General features: G+C 71.6%; 14 protein-coding genes. 10 read left to right on the top strand and 4 right to left on the bottom strand.

What is annotated here, in order from left to right:
- Positions 1 to 193: 193 nt before the first annotated feature.
- The 3 genes from purU (ACFU0Y_RS04325) to ACFU0Y_RS04315 all read left to right on the top strand — a co-directional run bounded on the left by purU (ACFU0Y_RS04325) (position 194) and on the right by ACFU0Y_RS04315 (position 2,793).
- Positions 194 to 1,114: a formyltetrahydrofolate deformylase gene (purU, locus tag ACFU0Y_RS04325; protein WP_380213215.1), complete on the top strand. Its 921-nt coding sequence runs from the start codon at positions 194 to 196 to the stop codon at positions 1,112 to 1,114.
- A 165-nt stretch (positions 1,115 to 1,279) separates the two neighbouring features.
- Positions 1,280 to 1,903 (top strand): cyclodeaminase/cyclohydrolase family protein, encoded by a 624-nt coding sequence (locus ACFU0Y_RS04320; protein ID WP_380213214.1) that lies wholly within the window; start codon positions 1,280 to 1,282, stop codon positions 1,901 to 1,903.
- Positions 1,900 to 2,793, top strand: a complete 894-nt coding sequence (locus ACFU0Y_RS04315) for a bifunctional 5,10-methylenetetrahydrofolate dehydrogenase/5,10-methenyltetrahydrofolate cyclohydrolase (protein WP_380213213.1) — start codon at positions 1,900 to 1,902, stop codon at positions 2,791 to 2,793. The genes ACFU0Y_RS04320 and ACFU0Y_RS04315 overlap by 4 nt, the downstream gene beginning before the upstream one ends.
- A gap of 51 nt (positions 2,794 to 2,844) precedes the next feature.
- On the opposite strand, the gene ACFU0Y_RS04310 is transcribed toward ACFU0Y_RS04315, so the two are convergent.
- Complete coding sequence (locus ACFU0Y_RS04310) at positions 2,845 to 3,510, bottom strand: GntR family transcriptional regulator (RefSeq protein ID WP_380213212.1); 666 nt, start codon at positions 3,508 to 3,510, stop codon at positions 2,845 to 2,847.
- 192 nt (positions 3,511 to 3,702) lie between these two features.
- Positions 3,703 to 4,374, bottom strand: coding sequence for a GntR family transcriptional regulator (locus ACFU0Y_RS04305; protein ID WP_380213211.1), 672 nt, complete (start codon positions 4,372 to 4,374; stop codon positions 3,703 to 3,705).
- A gap of 163 nt (positions 4,375 to 4,537) precedes the next feature.
- Between ACFU0Y_RS04305 and glyA the strand changes: the two genes are divergently transcribed.
- From glyA to purU (ACFU0Y_RS04270), 7 genes are read left to right on the top strand one after another with little or no spacing between them, the layout of a single operon-like run.
- Positions 4,538 to 5,833 carry a serine hydroxymethyltransferase gene (gene glyA / locus ACFU0Y_RS04300; RefSeq protein WP_380213210.1) on the top strand — a complete coding sequence of 432 codons (1,296 nt, stop codon included), beginning with the start codon at positions 4,538 to 4,540 and terminating at the stop codon, positions 5,831 to 5,833.
- Positions 5,833 to 7,050, top strand: a complete 1,218-nt coding sequence (locus ACFU0Y_RS04295; RefSeq protein WP_380213209.1) for a sarcosine oxidase subunit beta family protein — start codon at positions 5,833 to 5,835, stop codon at positions 7,048 to 7,050. The genes glyA and ACFU0Y_RS04295 overlap by 1 nt, the downstream gene beginning before the upstream one ends.
- A 14-nt stretch (positions 7,051 to 7,064) precedes the next feature.
- Entirely contained in the window at positions 7,065 to 7,352 is a 288-nt protein-coding gene (locus tag ACFU0Y_RS04290) for a sarcosine oxidase subunit delta (protein ID WP_380213208.1), read from the top strand.
- Positions 7,349 to 10,264, top strand: coding sequence for a sarcosine oxidase subunit alpha family protein (locus tag ACFU0Y_RS04285; protein WP_380213207.1), 2,916 nt, complete (start codon positions 7,349 to 7,351; stop codon positions 10,262 to 10,264). The genes ACFU0Y_RS04290 and ACFU0Y_RS04285 overlap by 4 nt, the downstream gene beginning before the upstream one ends.
- Positions 10,257 to 10,913: a sarcosine oxidase subunit gamma gene (locus ACFU0Y_RS04280; protein WP_380213206.1), complete on the top strand. Its 657-nt coding sequence runs from the start codon at positions 10,257 to 10,259 to the stop codon at positions 10,911 to 10,913. Before ACFU0Y_RS04285 ends, ACFU0Y_RS04280 begins: the two co-directional genes overlap by 8 nt.
- Positions 10,913 to 12,316 carry an L-serine ammonia-lyase gene (locus ACFU0Y_RS04275; RefSeq protein WP_380213205.1) on the top strand — a complete coding sequence of 468 codons (1,404 nt, stop codon included), beginning with the start codon at positions 10,913 to 10,915 and terminating at the stop codon, positions 12,314 to 12,316. Before ACFU0Y_RS04280 ends, ACFU0Y_RS04275 begins: the two co-directional genes overlap by 1 nt.
- Before the next feature lie 7 nt (positions 12,317 to 12,323).
- On the top strand, positions 12,324 to 13,211 hold the full coding sequence (gene purU / locus ACFU0Y_RS04270; protein ID WP_380213216.1) for a formyltetrahydrofolate deformylase: 888 nt from the start codon (positions 12,324 to 12,326) through the stop codon (positions 13,209 to 13,211).
- A gap of 240 nt (positions 13,212 to 13,451) precedes the next feature.
- Here the strand turns inward: purU (ACFU0Y_RS04270) and ACFU0Y_RS04265 are convergent, their stop codons facing one another.
- A complete protein-coding gene (locus tag ACFU0Y_RS04265) occupies positions 13,452 to 14,132 on the bottom strand; it encodes an MBL fold metallo-hydrolase (RefSeq protein WP_380213204.1) in 681 nt (226 codons plus the stop codon).
- A complete protein-coding gene (locus ACFU0Y_RS04260) occupies positions 14,129 to 15,298 on the bottom strand; it encodes an S-(hydroxymethyl)mycothiol dehydrogenase (protein ID WP_380213203.1) in 1,170 nt (389 codons plus the stop codon). The genes ACFU0Y_RS04265 and ACFU0Y_RS04260 overlap by 4 nt, the downstream gene beginning before the upstream one ends.
- Positions 15,299 to 15,415 lie beyond the last annotated feature (117 nt).

Raw genomic sequence — 15,415 nt, 5'->3', positions numbered from 1 at the left:
TCCCCCTAGTCTGGGGGGCGGCCCCCCCCCCCCGGCGCCCCCCTCCCGCGGGGGGGGGTGTGGGGGGCCACCCCCGCCCCGCACGGCTGCGCGGCCGGGGCGGAGCGCCATGTCGAACCACTCGGCACCGCCCCGGCCGGCCCACCGGCCCGTCGGCCATCCCCAGTAGACGCCCATCGAGCAGGAGCCTTCCATGACCGCCGTAGACAGCCTTCCTTCCTCCCTGCAGCCGAGCGTGGCCTCCACAGCGGCACCCAACGGGCGGACGCTTCCCCAGTTCGTACTGACGATCACCTGCCAGGACCAGGTCGGGATCGTCCATGCCGTCACGGAGTTCCTCCTCGCGCACGAGGCCAACATCAACGAGCACCAGCAGTTCGACGACACGGTGCACGGGCTGGTGCACCTGCGCACCGCCTTCACCGGTCCGCTCGAGCTGACCCACGAGACGCTGCAGCGGAACTTCGCTCCCATCGCCGAGCGGTTCGGCATGCGCTACCAGATCCATGACCAGACCCCGCCCCGGCTGCTCGTCATGGTGTCCAAGGGCGGCCACTGCCTCAACGACCTGATCTTCCGGTGGCGGGCCGGTGGTCTGGGGGGAGAGATCGCCCTGGTGGTCTCCAACCACGAGCATCTCCGTCCCATGGCCGAGGCGGCCGGCCTGCCCTTCATCCACATCCCCGTCTCCCCGGCCACCAAGGAGGAGGCGGAGCAGCGGCTGCTGGAGCTGGTCGAGGAGCACGACATCGACCTGGTGGTCCTGGCGCGCTACATGCAGATCCTCTCCGACGACCTGTGCCGCGCGCTGGCGGGACGGGCCATCAACATCCACCACTCCTTCCTGCCGGGGTTCAAGGGGGCCCGTCCCTACCACCAGGCCTACGAGCGGGGCGTCAAGCTGGTCGGTGCCACCGCCCACTACGTCACGGCGGACCTGGACGAGGGGCCGATCATCGAGCAGGAGGTCATCCGGGTGGACCACTCCCACGATCCCCGGGCCCTCTCCACCGTGGGGCAGGACGCCGAGGCGCTGGCCCTCTCCCGGGCCGTCCGCTGGCACTGCGAGCACCGCGTGCTCCTGGAGGGATCCAGCACCGTCGTCTTCCGCTGAGCCGCTTCAGCCGGCTGCACCGTCCCCATCAGACCTGCGGCCCCGAGCCTGCCTCGCCACCGGGCTCGGGGCCGCAGCTTCTCGCGCACCGGCAGCATCCGGCGACACCACGACCGTCCGTCAACGCCCTCCATGCCCACCCATGCCCATCGAAGGACACAGAACATGATCGGTTCGGAGAACCTCAACGACTACTTGACGCGCCTGGCGTCCCGGGAACCCACGCCCGGGGGCGGGGCGGCCGCAGCGCTGCACGCAGCCCAGGGGGCCGCCCTGATCGCCATGGTGGCGCGCTACACCACCGGCGCGAAGTACGCCGAGCACGCGGAGCAGTCGCTCCGGATCACCACCCGGGCCGACAGCATCATCCCGGAGGCGCTGCGGCTGGCCGACGACGACGAGAAGGCCTTCGCGGCCGTGATCGCCGCCTACCGCCTGCCCTCGGACTCGCAGGAGGACCGTGCCGCTCGTTCCCGGGCCGTCCAGCAGGCCACGATCGCGGCGGCCGCACCACCGCGGGCGCTGATCGGTCTGGCGACGGAGGTGATCGACCTGGGCCGGGAGCTGGCCGAGTTCAGCAACCCCAACGTGATCAGCGACGTGGCCGCCGCGTCCGAGGCGGCCCGAGCCGCCATCGCCACGGCCCTGATCACGCTGGACATGAACATCAGCGCGATCGCGGACGAGGCCGTCCGGGCGGAGTTCACGGACGAGCTCCGGGACGGCCACGATGCCGTCCGGTCCGCCCAGGCCGTGACGGACCGTGTGCGCGAGAAGGTGATGGCATGACCGCGCGCCGGCTGACCGGGGGCCCCGTCGCACAACGCCTGCGGGCCGAGACCGACGACAACGTCAGCACGCTGCGCGAGCGCGGAGTGGTTCCCGGCCTGGCCGTGGTCGTGGCCACCGACAACGAGGCGACCCTGTGGTACGTCCGCTCCATCGCGCGGGCCGCGGACAGGACCGGTGTGCACTGCAGGGTCGTGGACCTCGGAGCCGGAGCCGGAGCCGAGGAGATCTCCTCGGCGCTCACGCTGCTGAGCGCCGACGAGGACATCCACGGGATCATCCTGCAGACGCCGCTGCCGCCGGGCGTGGCCGTGGACGAGCTCGTGGCGCACATCAGCCCGGCCAAGGACGTCGACGGGGCCAATCCGCTCAGCCTGGGGCGACTGACCGTGGGGCAACGGGCCTTCGCCCCCGCCACGGCCCGGGCGGTGGTGGAGATCCTGGAGCACTACGAGGTCCCCCTCGCCGGCCGGCACGTCTCGGTGGTGGGCCGCTCGGCGGTCGTCGGCAAGCCGCTGGTGCAGCTCCTGCTCCAGCGCGACGCCACCGTCACCGTCTGCCACTCCCGCTCCCGGCCGCTCGAGCGGTACACGTCCGAGGCGGAGGTCGTCGTCGCGGCGGTCGGGCGGCCCGGCCTGCTCACCGGTGACCACGTCCGGGCCGGTGCGGTGGTCGTCGACGTCGGCACCAACGTCCTCGACGACGGTGATCTCGTCGGCGACGTGGATCCCGTCTCGACCGGCCAGGTGGCCTCGGCCCTCACGCCGGTCCCCGGCGGTGTGGGCACGGTGACCACGGCCCTGCTCGTGCTGCACACGACACAGGCGGCGCTGCAGGCCGGCGAGGAGCCGGCCTTCGCCCAGCCGTCGGGGTCGGGCATCTCGGCCTGACCGCAGACCTGCGGGGGCCGCGGGGCGGGCCGCCCCGCGGCCCCCGGCGGGTCAGAGCACTTGGCGGATCTGTGTCTCGAAGTCCCTGACGTGCGCGAGCATGATGGCCTCGGCCTGCTCCGCCTCGCCGGTCAGCACAGCTCTCAGCAGGTCGCTGTGGACGGTGATGTGCTCCTGCAGCTGCGGGATGCGGTCCGCGACGACGCACCAGATCCGGGTGGCGAGATTGCTGTAGCGCTCCAGCGTGACCTGCAGATGGGAGTTGCCGGCCGCCGCGTAGACCGCCCGGTGGATCTGCACGTCCCAGCGCAGCGCCTCGTCCTTGTTCAGCCACTCGCCGCCGGCCGCGACCAGCCGGTCCCGCAGCTCCTCCAGCTGGTCCCGTGCGTCCCCGCCGTGCCGCTCGGCCGCCAGCCGGGCGGCCAGAGGCTCCAGCACCTCACGCACCTGCGAGATCTCCGACAGCGCGGTGATGTCCACGGTGGTGGCGAACGTCCCGCGCCGGGAGTACGTGACCACCAGGTGCTCGGACTCGAGCCGTTTGAGCGCCTCACGCAGCGGGGTCCGTCCGAGCTGGAGCTCCTGCGAGAGACGCCCCTCGTTGAGAGGGGCTCCTGGGGGGATGTCCAGGAAGATCAGGCGGTCCTGCAGCTGCAGGAACGCCCGGTCGGCGAGGGAGCGGGGCTCGTCCTGGACGGAGGCAGGGGTGGTGGACATGACGTGATGCGCGCTTTCCGTTCGCGGCCGGGGAGCTGCCATGGGCGGACACGCTCTCCCTGGGATGGCCTGGTTTCCTACCGTAGTCCTAACCACGGCCCTGTGCGGGCCGGCGAGGGCGTCGTGCACCCCGTCCCGCCGTTCGTCCGGCTCGGCCGGTCGCCGGACGGAGCCCTTCCACGCCGGGCAGGATCACAGGATGCTCCGCATCGTGCGCTCGAAGCTGGTCACGTGGTCAAGGGCGAGCTCGGCGGCCTCCTCGGCGCGCCCGGCCGCGATCGACTCCAGCAGGGCGACGTGCTCGTTCACGTGCCCGGCGACCGTGGGCACCCGGTCCAGCACCAGGCACCAGATGCGCGTGGCGAGGTTGTCCAGCCGCGTCAGGGTGTCCTCCAGGTGCGAGTTGCCGGTGGCCCTGTAGATCAGCCGGTGCACGCTGAGGTCCGCGCGCATGAAGGCCTGGTTCGTCGAGCTGTCGCCGGAGAGGTCGCCCAGATCCCGGACCAGGGCGTGCATCTGCTCCCGGACGGCCTGCGGGGCCGTGAGCGCGGCCTTGCGAGCGGCGAGCGGCTCGAGATTCCGGCGCAGCTCGGAGACGTCGGACAGTGCGGTGATGTCCACCTGCGTGGCGAAGGTGCCCCTCCGGGGATAGGAGACCACGAGATGGTCCGTCTGCAGCCGTTTGAGGGCTTCCCGGATCGGGGTCCTGCCGATGCCCATCTCGGCGGCCAGGTGACCGTCGTGGATCATGGCGCCCGGGCGGATCTCGAGCATGGTCAGGCGGTCGCGCAGCTGCTGGTAGGCCTGATCGGCCAGCGACACGGGGGCCTCCGGACCGTACTCGGTGATGGTCGTGACGCTCATGACTTCCCTCCTGGTTCGGGCCGGTGGATCGCGGCCGACGACACGGCTGCCGGAGACGTTCCGTCATCCGTTGACACCCCGGAACCCCTAGCATACCTTTGAACCACAGCTGATATATCAAACTCGTATCAGCATTGGACGCAATCCGTTGAGGAGCCCAGGGATGCCCGATCTGAACACCCATCTGGCCGAAGCCGACCCGGAGATCGCCGCGGCCGTCGACCAGGAGCTGGTCCGCCAGCAGTCCACGCTGGAGATGATCGCCTCGGAGAACTTCGCCCCGTCCGCGGTGATGGAGGCGCAGGGCTCGGTGCTGACCAACAAGTACGCCGAGGGCTATCCCGGTCGGCGCTACTACGGCGGCTGCGAGCACGTGGACGTCGTCGAGCAGCTGGCCATCGACCGCCTCAAGGACCTGTTCGGCGCCGAGCACGCCAACGTCCAGCCGCACTCCGGCGCGCAGGCCAACGCCGCGGCCATGTCCGCGCTGCTCCGGCCCGGGGACACCATCCTCGGCCTGGACCTCGCCCACGGCGGGCACCTGACCCACGGCATGAAGCTGAACTTCTCCGGCAAGCTCTACAAGGTCGCCGCCTACGGGGTCTCCGAGGACGACCACCGGGTCGACATGGACGAGGTCGCCCGGCTCGCCCGCGAGCACCGCCCGCAGTTGATCATCGCCGGCTGGTCCGCCTACACGAGGCAGCTGGACTTCGCAGCCTTCCGGGCGATCGCCGACGAGGTCGGGGCGTACCTGATGGTGGACATGGCGCACTTCGCCGGGCTGGTCGCCGCCGGACTGCACCCGAACCCCGTGCCCCACGCCGACGTGGTGACCTCCACGACGCACAAGACGCTCGGCGGTCCGCGCGGCGGGGTGATCCTGTGCAAGCAGGAGCACGCGAAGAAGATCAACTCCGCGGTCTTCCCCGGCCAGCAGGGCGGCCCGCTCGAGCACGTGATCGCAGCCAAGGCCGTCGCCTTCAAGTACGCCGCGGCCGAGGAGTTCACCGACCGCCAGGTGCGCACCCTGGAGGGCGCCAAGATCCTGGCCAACCGGCTGCTGTCCCCGGACGTCATGGCCACCGGGATCAACCTGGTCAGCGGCGGCACCGACGTGCACCTGGTGCTGGTGGACCTGCGGAACTCCGAGCTCGACGGACAGCAGGGCGAGGACCGTCTGCACCGCATCGGGATCACGGTCAACCGCAACGCCGTCCCCTTCGACCCGCGCCCGCCGATGGTCTCGTCCGGGCTGCGCATCGGCACCCCGGCCCTGGCCACCCGCGGCTTCGGGGCCGAGGAGTTCACCGAGGTCGCCGACATCATCGCCCAGGCGCTGATCCAGGAGCTGACCGACGAGCTCACCGAGCAGCTGCGCGACCGCGTCACGGCCCTGGCCGAGGCCTTCCCCCTCTACCCGCACCTGTCCGCCCCTGTCCTGAACGGAGCCCGGTGATGGCTGACCTGCTTCCGGAGCACCCGGACTTCCTGTGGCACAACCCGGATCCGAAGTCCTCCTACGACGCCGTGATCGTCGGCGGCGGCGGCCACGGACTGGCCACCGCCTACTACCTGGCCAAGAACCACGGCATGACCAACATCGCCGTCCTGGAGCGGGGCTGGCTGGCCGGCGGGAACATGGCGCGGAACACCACGATCATCCGCTCCAACTACCTGTGGGACGAGTCCGCGGCGATGTACGAGCACTCCCTGAAGCTCTGGGAGATCCTGCCCGAGGAGCTGGAGTACGACTTCCTCTTCTCCCAGCGCGGGGTGATGAACCTGGCCCACACCCTGGGTGACGTCCGCGAGTCCGTCCGCCGGGTCAACGCGAACAAGCTCAACGGCATCGACGCGGAGTGGATCAGCCCGGAGCAGGTCAAGGAGCTCTGCCCGATCATCAACATCGGCGACGACATCCGCTATCCCGTGATGGGCGCGACCTACCAGCCGCGCGCGGGCATCGCCAAGCACGACCACGTGGCGTGGGCCTTCGCCCGCAAGTGCGACGAGATGGGCGTGGACATCATCCAGAACTGCGAGGTCACCGGCTTCATCAAGGACGGCGACCGGGTGGTGGGGGTGGAGACCTCCCGCGGGCGGATCAACGCCGGCAAGGTCGGCCTCTGCGGGGCCGGGCACAGTTCGGTCCTGGCGGAGCTCGCCGGGTTCCGGCTGCCGATCCAGTCCCACCCGCTGCAGGCCCTGGTCTCGGAGCTGCACGAGCCCGTGCACCCCACCGTGGTGATGTCCAACCACGTGCACGTCTACGTGTCCCAGGCCCACAAGGGCGAGCTGGTCATGGGCGCCGGCGTGGACGCCTACAACGGCTACGGCCAGCGGGGCGCCTTCCACGTCATCGAGGACCAGATGGCGGCCGCGGTGGAGCTCTTCCCGATCTTCGCGCGCGCCCACGTCCTGCGGACCTGGGGCGGCATCGTCGACGTCACCCTGGACGCCTCGCCGATCGTCTCCAAGACGCCCGTGGACCAGATGTACGTCAACTGCGGGTGGGGTACCGGCGGGTTCAAGGGCACTCCCGGCGCCGGCTACTCCTTCGCCCACACCATCGCCAACGACGAGCCCCACCCCCTCAACGAGCCCTTCGCCCTGGAGCGCTTCGAGACCGGGGTCCTCATCGACGAGCACGGCGCCGCCGCCGTGGCCCACTAGGAGGCCGGAACACCATGCTGCTGATCGAGTGCCCCCACTGCGGGCCGCGCGACGAGACCGAGTACCAGTACGGCGGGGAGGCCCACGTGCCCTACCCCGAGGACCCCAGCCGGCTCTCCGACAAGGAGTGGGCGGAGTACCTCTTCTACCGCAACAACCCCAAGGGCCTGATCGCCGAGCGGTGGGCCCACGCCGTCGGCTGCCGCCGCTGGTTCAACGTCGTCCGCGACACCGTGACCTATGAGATCAAGGCCGTCTACAGAATGGGCGAGCCCAAGCCCGAGATCGGAGGCGTCCAGTGAGCGCCCAGACCCACCGCCTGCCGGCGCAGCAGAGCGCCACCGGCAGCATCGACCGCACGAAGCCGGTGCGCTTCACCGTCGACGGTCAGGAGCACACCGGGTACGCCGGTGACACCCTGGCCTCGGCCCTGCTCGCCGCGGGGCGCATCCGCTGCGGCGACTCGCTGTACCTGGGCCGTCCGCGCGGGATCGTCTCCGCCGGTGTGGAGGAGCCCAACGCCCTGGTCAAGGTCGCCGCGCACACCGGGGCCGACGTCGACGAGTCCATGCTCCCGGCCACCGCGGTGGAGCTGACCGACGGACTGCAGGCGTCCTACCTGCGCGGGCTCGGGCAGCTCGACCCCCGCAAGGACGAGGCCCTCTACGACCACAAGCACGTGCACACCGACGTCCTCGTCGTCGGTGCCGGTCCCGCCGGACTGGCCGCGGCCCGCGAGGCCGCGCGCTCCGGCGCCCGGGTGATCCTCATGGACGAGCAGCCGGTGGCCGGAGGCTCCCTGCTGTCGGGCCGGGACGAGTCCGTCGACGGTCTGCCGGCCCGCGACTGGGTCGAGCGCACCCTCGCCGCCCTGCAGGCCGAGCCGGAGGTCACGGTCCTGCACCGCACCACGGCTTTCGGCAACTACGACGCCAACTACGTCGTCGCCGTCCAGCGGCGCACCGGCCATCTCGTCGAGGCCCCGGGCGCCGGGGTGTCGCGGGAGCGGATCTGGCACGTGCGGGCGCAACAGGTGGTGCTCGCCACCGGCGCGCACGAGCGTCCGGTCGTGTTCGCGAACAACGACCGCCCCGGCGTCATGCTCGCCGGGTCGGTGCGCACCTATCTCAACCGCTACGCGGTCGCCGCCGGCACGGCGGTGGTCGTGGCCACCACGAACGACTCCGCCTACGACCTGGTCGCCGACCTGGTCGCCGCCGGGGTCCGCGTCGAGGCCGTGGTCGACTCCCGCCCGGAGATCCACGGCCGGGCCGCCGACGTCGCCGCCGCCACCGGGGTGCGCCTGTTCCCCGGCAGCGCCGTCATGGACACCGCCGGCGACGGCGAGGACGGACGGCTCAGCGCCGTCACGGTCACCGGGATCGACGCCTCCGGCACGCCGACCGGGACCCCCACGACCGTGGACGCGGACCTGCTCGCCGTCTCGGGCGGGTGGACCCCGGTCGTCCACCTGCACAGCCAGCGGCAGGGGAAGCTGACCTGGGACGAGCGCCTCGCGGCGTTCGTGCCGGCCGCCCCGGTGCGGGACCAGCACACCGCGGGCTCCGTCAACGGCACCACCGACCTGGCGTGGTGCCTCACCGAGGGCGCCCTCGCCGGCGCCGAGGCCGCCGGCCGCGCGGGCTTCGAGATCCAGCCCGAGACCCCGCACGCCGAGAGCACGGAGTCCTCGCCCGTCCGGCCGCTGTGGCTCGTGCCGGGACCCGACGACGGCTCCGCCGGCTGGAACCGCCACTTCGTGGACCTCCAGCGCGACCAGACCGTCGCCGACGTGCTGCGCTCGACCGGCGCCGGCATGCGCAGCGTGGAGCACGTCAAGCGCTACACGTCCATCTCCACCGCCAACGACCAGGGCAAGACCTCGGGGGTCAACGCCATCGGCGTCATCGCCGCAGCCCTGAACAGCACGGACGTGGGCGGCATCGGCACCACCACCTACCGCGCCCCCTACACCCCGGTGGCCTTCGTGGCCCTGGCCGGACGGCGGCGCGGCGAGCTGTTCGACCCGGCGCGGGTGACCTCGGTCCACCCCTGGCACGTGGGCCACGGCGCCCTGTTCGAGGACGTCGGGCAGTGGAAGCGGCCCTGGTACTACCCGCAGGCCGGGGAGGACATGGACACGGCGGTGCTGCGCGAGTGCGCGGCCGTGCGCGAGTCCGTGGGATTCATGGACGCCACCACCCTGGGCAAGATCGAGATCCGGGGCAAGGACGCCGGGGAGTTCCTCAACCGCGTCTACACCAACGCCTTCAAGAAGCTCAAGCCCGGCATGGCCCGCTACGGGGTCATGTGCACCCCCGACGGGATGGTCTTCGACGACGGCGTGACCCTACGCCTGGACGAGGACCGGTACTTCATGACCACCACCACCGGTGGCGCGGCCAAGGTCCTGGACTGGCTCGAGGAGTGGTCCCAGACCGAGTGGCCGGAGCTGGACGTGGTGTTCACCTCCGTCACGGAGCAGTACACCACCGTCGCCGTCGTCGGCCCGAAGTCCCGCGCCGTCATCGAGAAGCTCGCCCCGGAGCTGGACGTGTCCAACGAGGCGTTCCCGTTCATGGCCTTCCGCGAGACCGTGCTGGCCTCCGGGGTCCCCGCGCGGATCTGCCGGATCTCCTTCTCCGGGGAGCTGGCGTTCGAGATCAACGTCTCCTCCTGGTACGGCCTGTCGGTCTGGGAGTCCGTCGCGGAGGCCGGCGCCGAGTTCGGCATCACCCCGTACGGCACCGAGACCATGCACGTGCTGCGCGCGGAGAAGGCCTTCCCGATCGTCGGCCAGGACACCGACGGCACCGTCACCCCGCAGGACCTGGGGATGGACTGGGTGGTGTCCAAGACCAAGGACTTCATCGGCAGGCGATCCTACGACCGCCCGTCCGCCACGAGCCCCGACCGCAAGCAGCTGGTCGCGGTCCTGCCCGTGGACCGGACGTTCCGGCTGCCGGAGGGCGCCCAGCTGGTGGACCACGGCACTCCCATCACCCCGGAGCAGGGGCCCGTGCCGATGGTCGGCCACGTCACCTCCAGCTACCGCAGCGCAGCCCTCGAGCGGACCTTCGGTCTGGCGCTGGTCGAGAACGGCCGCAACCGCATCGGTGAGACGCTCCAGGCCCCGCTCGACGGGCAGCTCGTGGACGTCGTCATCGCAGAACCCGTGCTCTACGACCCCGAAGGGAACCGCCGAGATGGCTGAGCAGCTCCTGACCGACATCACCCGCCTCCGCCGCAGCCCGCTGGCCGACCTGCAGGCGCAGATGGCCGGTGCCTCCGTGTCCGGCGCGCGCGGCGTGGCGCTGCGCGAGATCCCCTTCCTCACCATGGTCGGGATCCGGGTGGCGCCCGGCTCCCCCGCCGCCGAGGAGATCGCGGCCGCGGCCGGCGTGCCCCTGCCGACCGGCCACGGCCAGGTCACGGGCAGTCCCGAGGGCACGGCCGTGGTGTGGACCGGTCCCGACGAGTTCCTGCTGGTGGGCCCGCAGGACACCGGCGCCGCGCCGACCGGCGGCACCGGGCTGTCCACCGACCCGGCCGTTCCCGGACTGGTCCGGGCGCTGGGCGGCGAGCGGGGCGCCGTCGTCGACCTCTCGGCCAACCGCACGACCCTCGAGCTGGACGGTCCCTCGGCCCGGGCCGTGCTGGAGAAGGGCTGCCACCTGGACCTCCACCCGCGCGCGTTCGGCGTCGGCACCGCCGTCTCCGCGACCCTCGGGCCGGTGCCCGTGCTGCTGTGGCGCACCGCGGAGCAGACCTGGCGGATCATGCCGCGAGCCTCCTTCGCCGAGTACACCGCCCGGTGGCTGCTGGACGCCATGACGGAGTTCGCCGCCCCCGAGGTGCCCTGATGGCGCTGTCCGCCCTGGACCTGTTCTCCGTCGGCATCGGCCCCTCCTCCTCCCACACGGTGGGGCCGATGCGGGCCGCCCGGCTGTTCACGGAGGGGCTGGCCGCCGACGGCCTCCTCGACGCGGTCGCCAGGGTCCGGTCCGAGCTGTTCGGCTCGCTCGGGGCCACCGGGCACGGGCACGGCTCGGACAAGGCCGTGATCCTGGGCCTGCAGGGCGAGGACCCGGAGACCGTGGACACCGACACGGCCGACGACCAGGTGCGGACGAGCACGGAGCGCGGGCAGCTGTGCCTGGCGGGGGTCCGCCCGATCCCCTTCGACCGGTCCGAGGACGTCGTCATGCACCGGCGCAGGTCGCTGCCCGCGCACCCCAACGGCATGACGTTCGCCGCCTACGGGGCGGACGGCGAGCCGGTGCGGGAGCGCACCTACTACTCGGTGGGCGGCGGGTTCGTGGTGGACGGGGACGTGTCCGGGGCGGACCGCATCGTCCAGGACAGCACCGAGGTGCCCTTTCCGTTCACCACCGGCCGGCAGCTCCTGGAGCACTGCCGGCGGGAGGGGACGTCGATCGCCGGGATCATGCTCGCCAACGAGCTGTCCTGGCGCAGCGAGGAGCGTCTCCGCTCGAGCCTGCTGCACATCTGGGCCGTCATGCAGGAGTGCGTGGAGAACGGGTGCACGCGCACGGAGGCCCGGCTGCCCGGCGGTCTGAAGGTCCGCCGCCGGGCGCCGGCCCTGCGGGCCCGGCTGCGCGAGGCCGAGGCGGCCGCCGGCGCCTGCCCCGTCCCGCCGGCGACCGATCCGCTGCAGGCCATGGAGTGGATCAACCTCTACGCCCTGGCGGTCAACGAGGAGAACGCCTCCGGCGGGCGCATCGTGACCGCCCCGACGAACGGGGCGGCGGGCATCATCCCCGCCGTGCTGCACTACTACGCCCGGTTCATCGCCGGGGCGGACGAGGACGGTGTGGTGGAGTTCCTGCTGACGGCGGCGGCCGTCGGCATCCTCATCAAAGAGAACGCCTCCATCTCCGGCGCGGAGATGGGCTGCCAGGGCGAGGTGGGATCGGCCTGCTCCATGGCCGCCGCCGGCCTGTGCGCGGTGCTCGGCGGCACCCCGGAGCAGGTCGAGAACGCCGCCGAGGTCGGCATGGAGCACAACCTCGGGCTGACCTGCGACCCGGTGGGCGGGCTCGTGCAGATCCCGTGCATCGAGCGCAACGCGATCGCCTCGGTCAAGGCCATCAACGCCGCACGCCTCGCCCTCCAGGGCGACGGCGAGCACACGGTCTCGCTCGACCAGGTCATCAAGACCATGCGCGAGACCGGAAACGACATGAAGATCAAGTACAAGGAGACCTCCCGTGGTGGACTCGCCGTCAACGTCATCGAATGCTGAGCAGCGCCTGCAGCCGCAGGCCGTCTCCACCGCTCCACCCACGACGGAGCTGGTGCTGACCCTCGACTGCCCCGAGAGACCGGGGATCGTGCACGCCGTCAGCGGCGTGCTCCTGGAGCAGGGCTGCAACATCGTCGAGCTCACCCAGTTCGACGACCGGCGGCTCGGCCACTTCTTCATGCGCGTGCACGTCGCCTCCGCCACGGAGGGAGGTCTCGACCTCGAGGCCCTCCGGGCGGACCTGGCCCCGGTGGCCGAACGGTTCGACATGCGCTGGGAGCTCAGCGAGCACGGGGCGAAGCGCCGGGTGCTGGTGATGGTCTCCAAGTTCGGCCACTGCCTCAACGACCTGCTCTTCCGTGCCCGGACCGGGGACCTGCCCGTGGACATCGTCGCGGTGGTCTCCAACCACCGGGACCACCAGCGCCTCGTCGAGTGGCACGGCATCCCGTTCTTCCACGTGCCCGTCACCCCGGACACCAAGCCCCAGGCCGAGACCCGCCTGCTGGAGCTCGTGGACCGGTTCGAGGTGGACCTCGTGGTCCTGGCCCGCTACATGCAGGTGCTCAGCGACTCGCTGGCCACCCGGATGGAAGGACGGGTGATCAACATCCACCACTCGTTCCTGCCCTCCTTCAAGGGGGCCAAGCCGTACCACCAGGCCTACGACCGCGGGGTGAAGACCGTGGGCGCCACGGCGCACTACGTCAACGCCGAGCTGGACGAGGGCCCGATCATCGCCCAGCAGCTCGTGGACGTGGACCACACCTACGGCCCGGAGGACCTCGTGGCCGCGGGGCGGGACACCGAGTGCAAGGCCCTGTCCAACGCGGTGAAGTGGCACTGCGAGGGGCGGGTCATCCTGCACGGCAACCGGACGGTCGTCCTGCGCTAGAGCTCCAGCCGGTCGGGCGACCGGTGGCGCGCGGAGCATCGAAGAGCCTCCGTGGTGGGTGTGCCCGCCACGGAGGCTCTTCCGCGCCTTCCGGACCTCCGCCGCTCCTCCGGCAGAAATACTGACGAGGGGATCGCGGTCCGTCAGGGAGCCCATGGGGTCGCGCACGACGGATCCCCCCGGGGGCGAGTGCCTCCGAGGGGATCGTCGTGCCTGCTGACGGGGTTCCGGATCGCAGCCTCAGTGGCCGCGGTCGATCCACTCCTGCAGGTGCGGGGCCTCGGCGCCGATCGTGGTGGTGTCGCCGTGGCCGGTGAGCACCTCCGTGGAGCCGGGCAGGGTGAGCAGCCGGTCCCGGATGGAGTCCACGATCGTGTCGAAGTCGCTGTAGGACCGGCCGGTGGCGCCGGGGCCGCCCTGGAAGAGGGTGTCCCCGGAGAACAGCACCCCGCCCTGCCCCAGGTCCGGGGCGGAGAAGCACACGGAGCCGGGCGAGTGGCCCGGAGTGTGCAGCGCGGTGAGGCGCACCCCGCCCACGGTGTAGACGTCGCCGTCGCGGATGATGCGGTCGAAACGACGGGTCGGATGGACCTGCTCCCAGAGCATCGTGTCCTCCGGGTGCAGGTACACCGGAGCCCGCAGTTCCTCGGCGACGTCCACGACGGACCGGATGTGGTCGTCGTGGCCGTGGGTGAGCAGGATGGCCGCCACGGCCCGTCCGCCCACGGCGTCCACGACCTTCCGGTGGTCGTGGGCCGGGTCGATGACCAGGCACTGGTCGTCGTCGCCCACGATCCACACGTTGTTCTCGACGTCCCAGGTGCCCCCGTCCAGGGAGAACGTCCCGGAGGTGACCAGGTGCTCGACCCGGACCCGGCCCGAGGCGTCCGTGCGCTGGTCCGTGGTCTGCCGCGCGGTCATCGGGCCGCTCCGACCGGTGCGGCCACGCTGGCCTCCGACTGCGCGGCGAGGCTGTCCGCCGCACCCGGAGCCGGGGCGATCTCCACCACGGAGCGCAGCACCGTGCCGGCCTTCATCTTCGCGAAGGCCTCCTCCACGTCGCCCAGGCCGATGCGCTCGGTGACGAAGCCGTCGAGGTCCAGCCGGCCCAGCCGGTACTGGTCCACCAGCATCGGGAAGTCCCGGGAGGGGAGGGTGTCGCCGTACCAGGCGGACTTGATGGATCCGCCGCGGCCGAAGACCTCGTCCAGTGGGATCGCCCAGCTGGTGCCGGGCGCGGGCACTCCGACCAGCACCATGCGCCCGGCCAGGTCGCGGGCCTCGAAGGCCTGCTTGAAGGTCGGCGCGATGCCCACGGCGTCGATCACCAGGTCGGCGCCGAAGCCGCCCGTGAGCTCGCGGATCGTCTCGACCGGGTCCTGCTGCCGGGAGTTCACGGTGTGGGTGGCACCGAACTTCTGCGCGGTGGCCAGCTTCTCGTCGTCGAGGTCCACGGCGACGATCGTGGTCGCCCCGGCCAGCGCCGCCCCGGCGATCGCGGCCGCCCCGACGCCGCCGCAGCCGATCACGGCCACGGACTCCCCGCGCTTGACGGCACCGGTGTTGAGCACCGCGCCGATGCCGGCCATCACCCCGCAGCCGAGCAGTCCGACGGCCGCGTACTGGTGCGGTTCGAGGTCGGCCTCGATCTTGGTGCACTGACCGGCGGCCACGAGGGTCTTCTCGGCGAACGAGCCGATGCCCAGGGCCGGGGACAGCGGGGTGCCGTCCTCGAGCGTCATCTTCTGGGTGGCGTTGTGGGTGGCGAAGCAGTACCAGGGCTCGCCCTTGCGGCAGGCCCGGCACTCCCCGCACACCGCCCGCCAGTTCAGGATCACGTGGTCGCCCACGGCGATCTCGGTCACCCCCTCGCCGATCGCGGACACCACGCCGGAGGACTCGTGGCCGAGCAGGTACGGGTAGTCGTTGCCGACCCCGCCCTCGACGTAGTGGTGGTCGGTCTGGCACACCCCGCAGGTGAGCACGTCCACGAGCGCCTCCCCGGGACCCGGGTCCGGCACCAGGATGGTCTCCACGCTGACGGGCTGGTTCTTGCCCTTCGACACCACGCCTTTGACCTTGTGCATGTTGGAACTGCCTTTCGTCGTCGTCGGCACCGGGAACGGTGCGCGATCACAGAAGTCGTACTGGGGAGTCCCGAGGCCGGGACCAGGAGCCGCGGCCGGAGCGGTGCACGCCCCGGC

It is taken from the genome of Kocuria sp. NPDC057446 (assembly GCF_042802875.1).
Lineage (GTDB): Bacteria > Actinomycetota > Actinomycetes > Actinomycetales > Micrococcaceae > Kocuria.
The sequence above is the reverse complement of the archived record's forward strand: the minus strand, read 5'-3'. Positions and strand labels throughout refer to the sequence as shown.

Bases quoted from the DNA above. Each gene is read 5' to 3' on its own strand.
- ACFU0Y_RS04290 (WP_380213208.1), top strand. From the start codon at position 7,065: ATGCTGCTGATCGAGTGCCCCCACTGCGGGCCGCGCGACGAGACCGAG.
- ACFU0Y_RS04275 (WP_380213205.1), top strand. From the start codon at position 10,913: ATGGCGCTGTCCGCCCTGGACCTGTTCTCCGTCGGCATCGGCCCCTCC.
- ACFU0Y_RS04310 (WP_380213212.1), bottom strand. From the start codon at position 3,510: ATGTCCACCACCCCTGCCTCCGTCCAGGACGAGCCCCGCTCCCTCGCC.
- ACFU0Y_RS04305 (WP_380213211.1), bottom strand. From the start codon at position 4,374: ATGAGCGTCACGACCATCACCGAGTACGGTCCGGAGGCCCCCGTGTCG.
- ACFU0Y_RS04260 (WP_380213203.1), bottom strand. From the start codon at position 15,298: ATGCACAAGGTCAAAGGCGTGGTGTCGAAGGGCAAGAACCAGCCCGTC.
- ACFU0Y_RS04315 (WP_380213213.1), top strand. From the start codon at position 1,900: ATGACCGCGCGCCGGCTGACCGGGGGCCCCGTCGCACAACGCCTGCGG.
- purU (WP_380213215.1), top strand. From the start codon at position 194: ATGACCGCCGTAGACAGCCTTCCTTCCTCCCTGCAGCCGAGCGTGGCC.
- ACFU0Y_RS04280 (WP_380213206.1), top strand. From the start codon at position 10,257: ATGGCTGAGCAGCTCCTGACCGACATCACCCGCCTCCGCCGCAGCCCG.
- ACFU0Y_RS04320 (WP_380213214.1), top strand. From the start codon at position 1,280: ATGATCGGTTCGGAGAACCTCAACGACTACTTGACGCGCCTGGCGTCC.
- ACFU0Y_RS04295 (WP_380213209.1), top strand. From the start codon at position 5,833: ATGGCTGACCTGCTTCCGGAGCACCCGGACTTCCTGTGGCACAACCCG.
- ACFU0Y_RS04265 (WP_380213204.1), bottom strand. From the start codon at position 14,132: ATGACCGCGCGGCAGACCACGGACCAGCGCACGGACGCCTCGGGCCGG.
- glyA (WP_380213210.1), top strand. From the start codon at position 4,538: ATGCCCGATCTGAACACCCATCTGGCCGAAGCCGACCCGGAGATCGCC.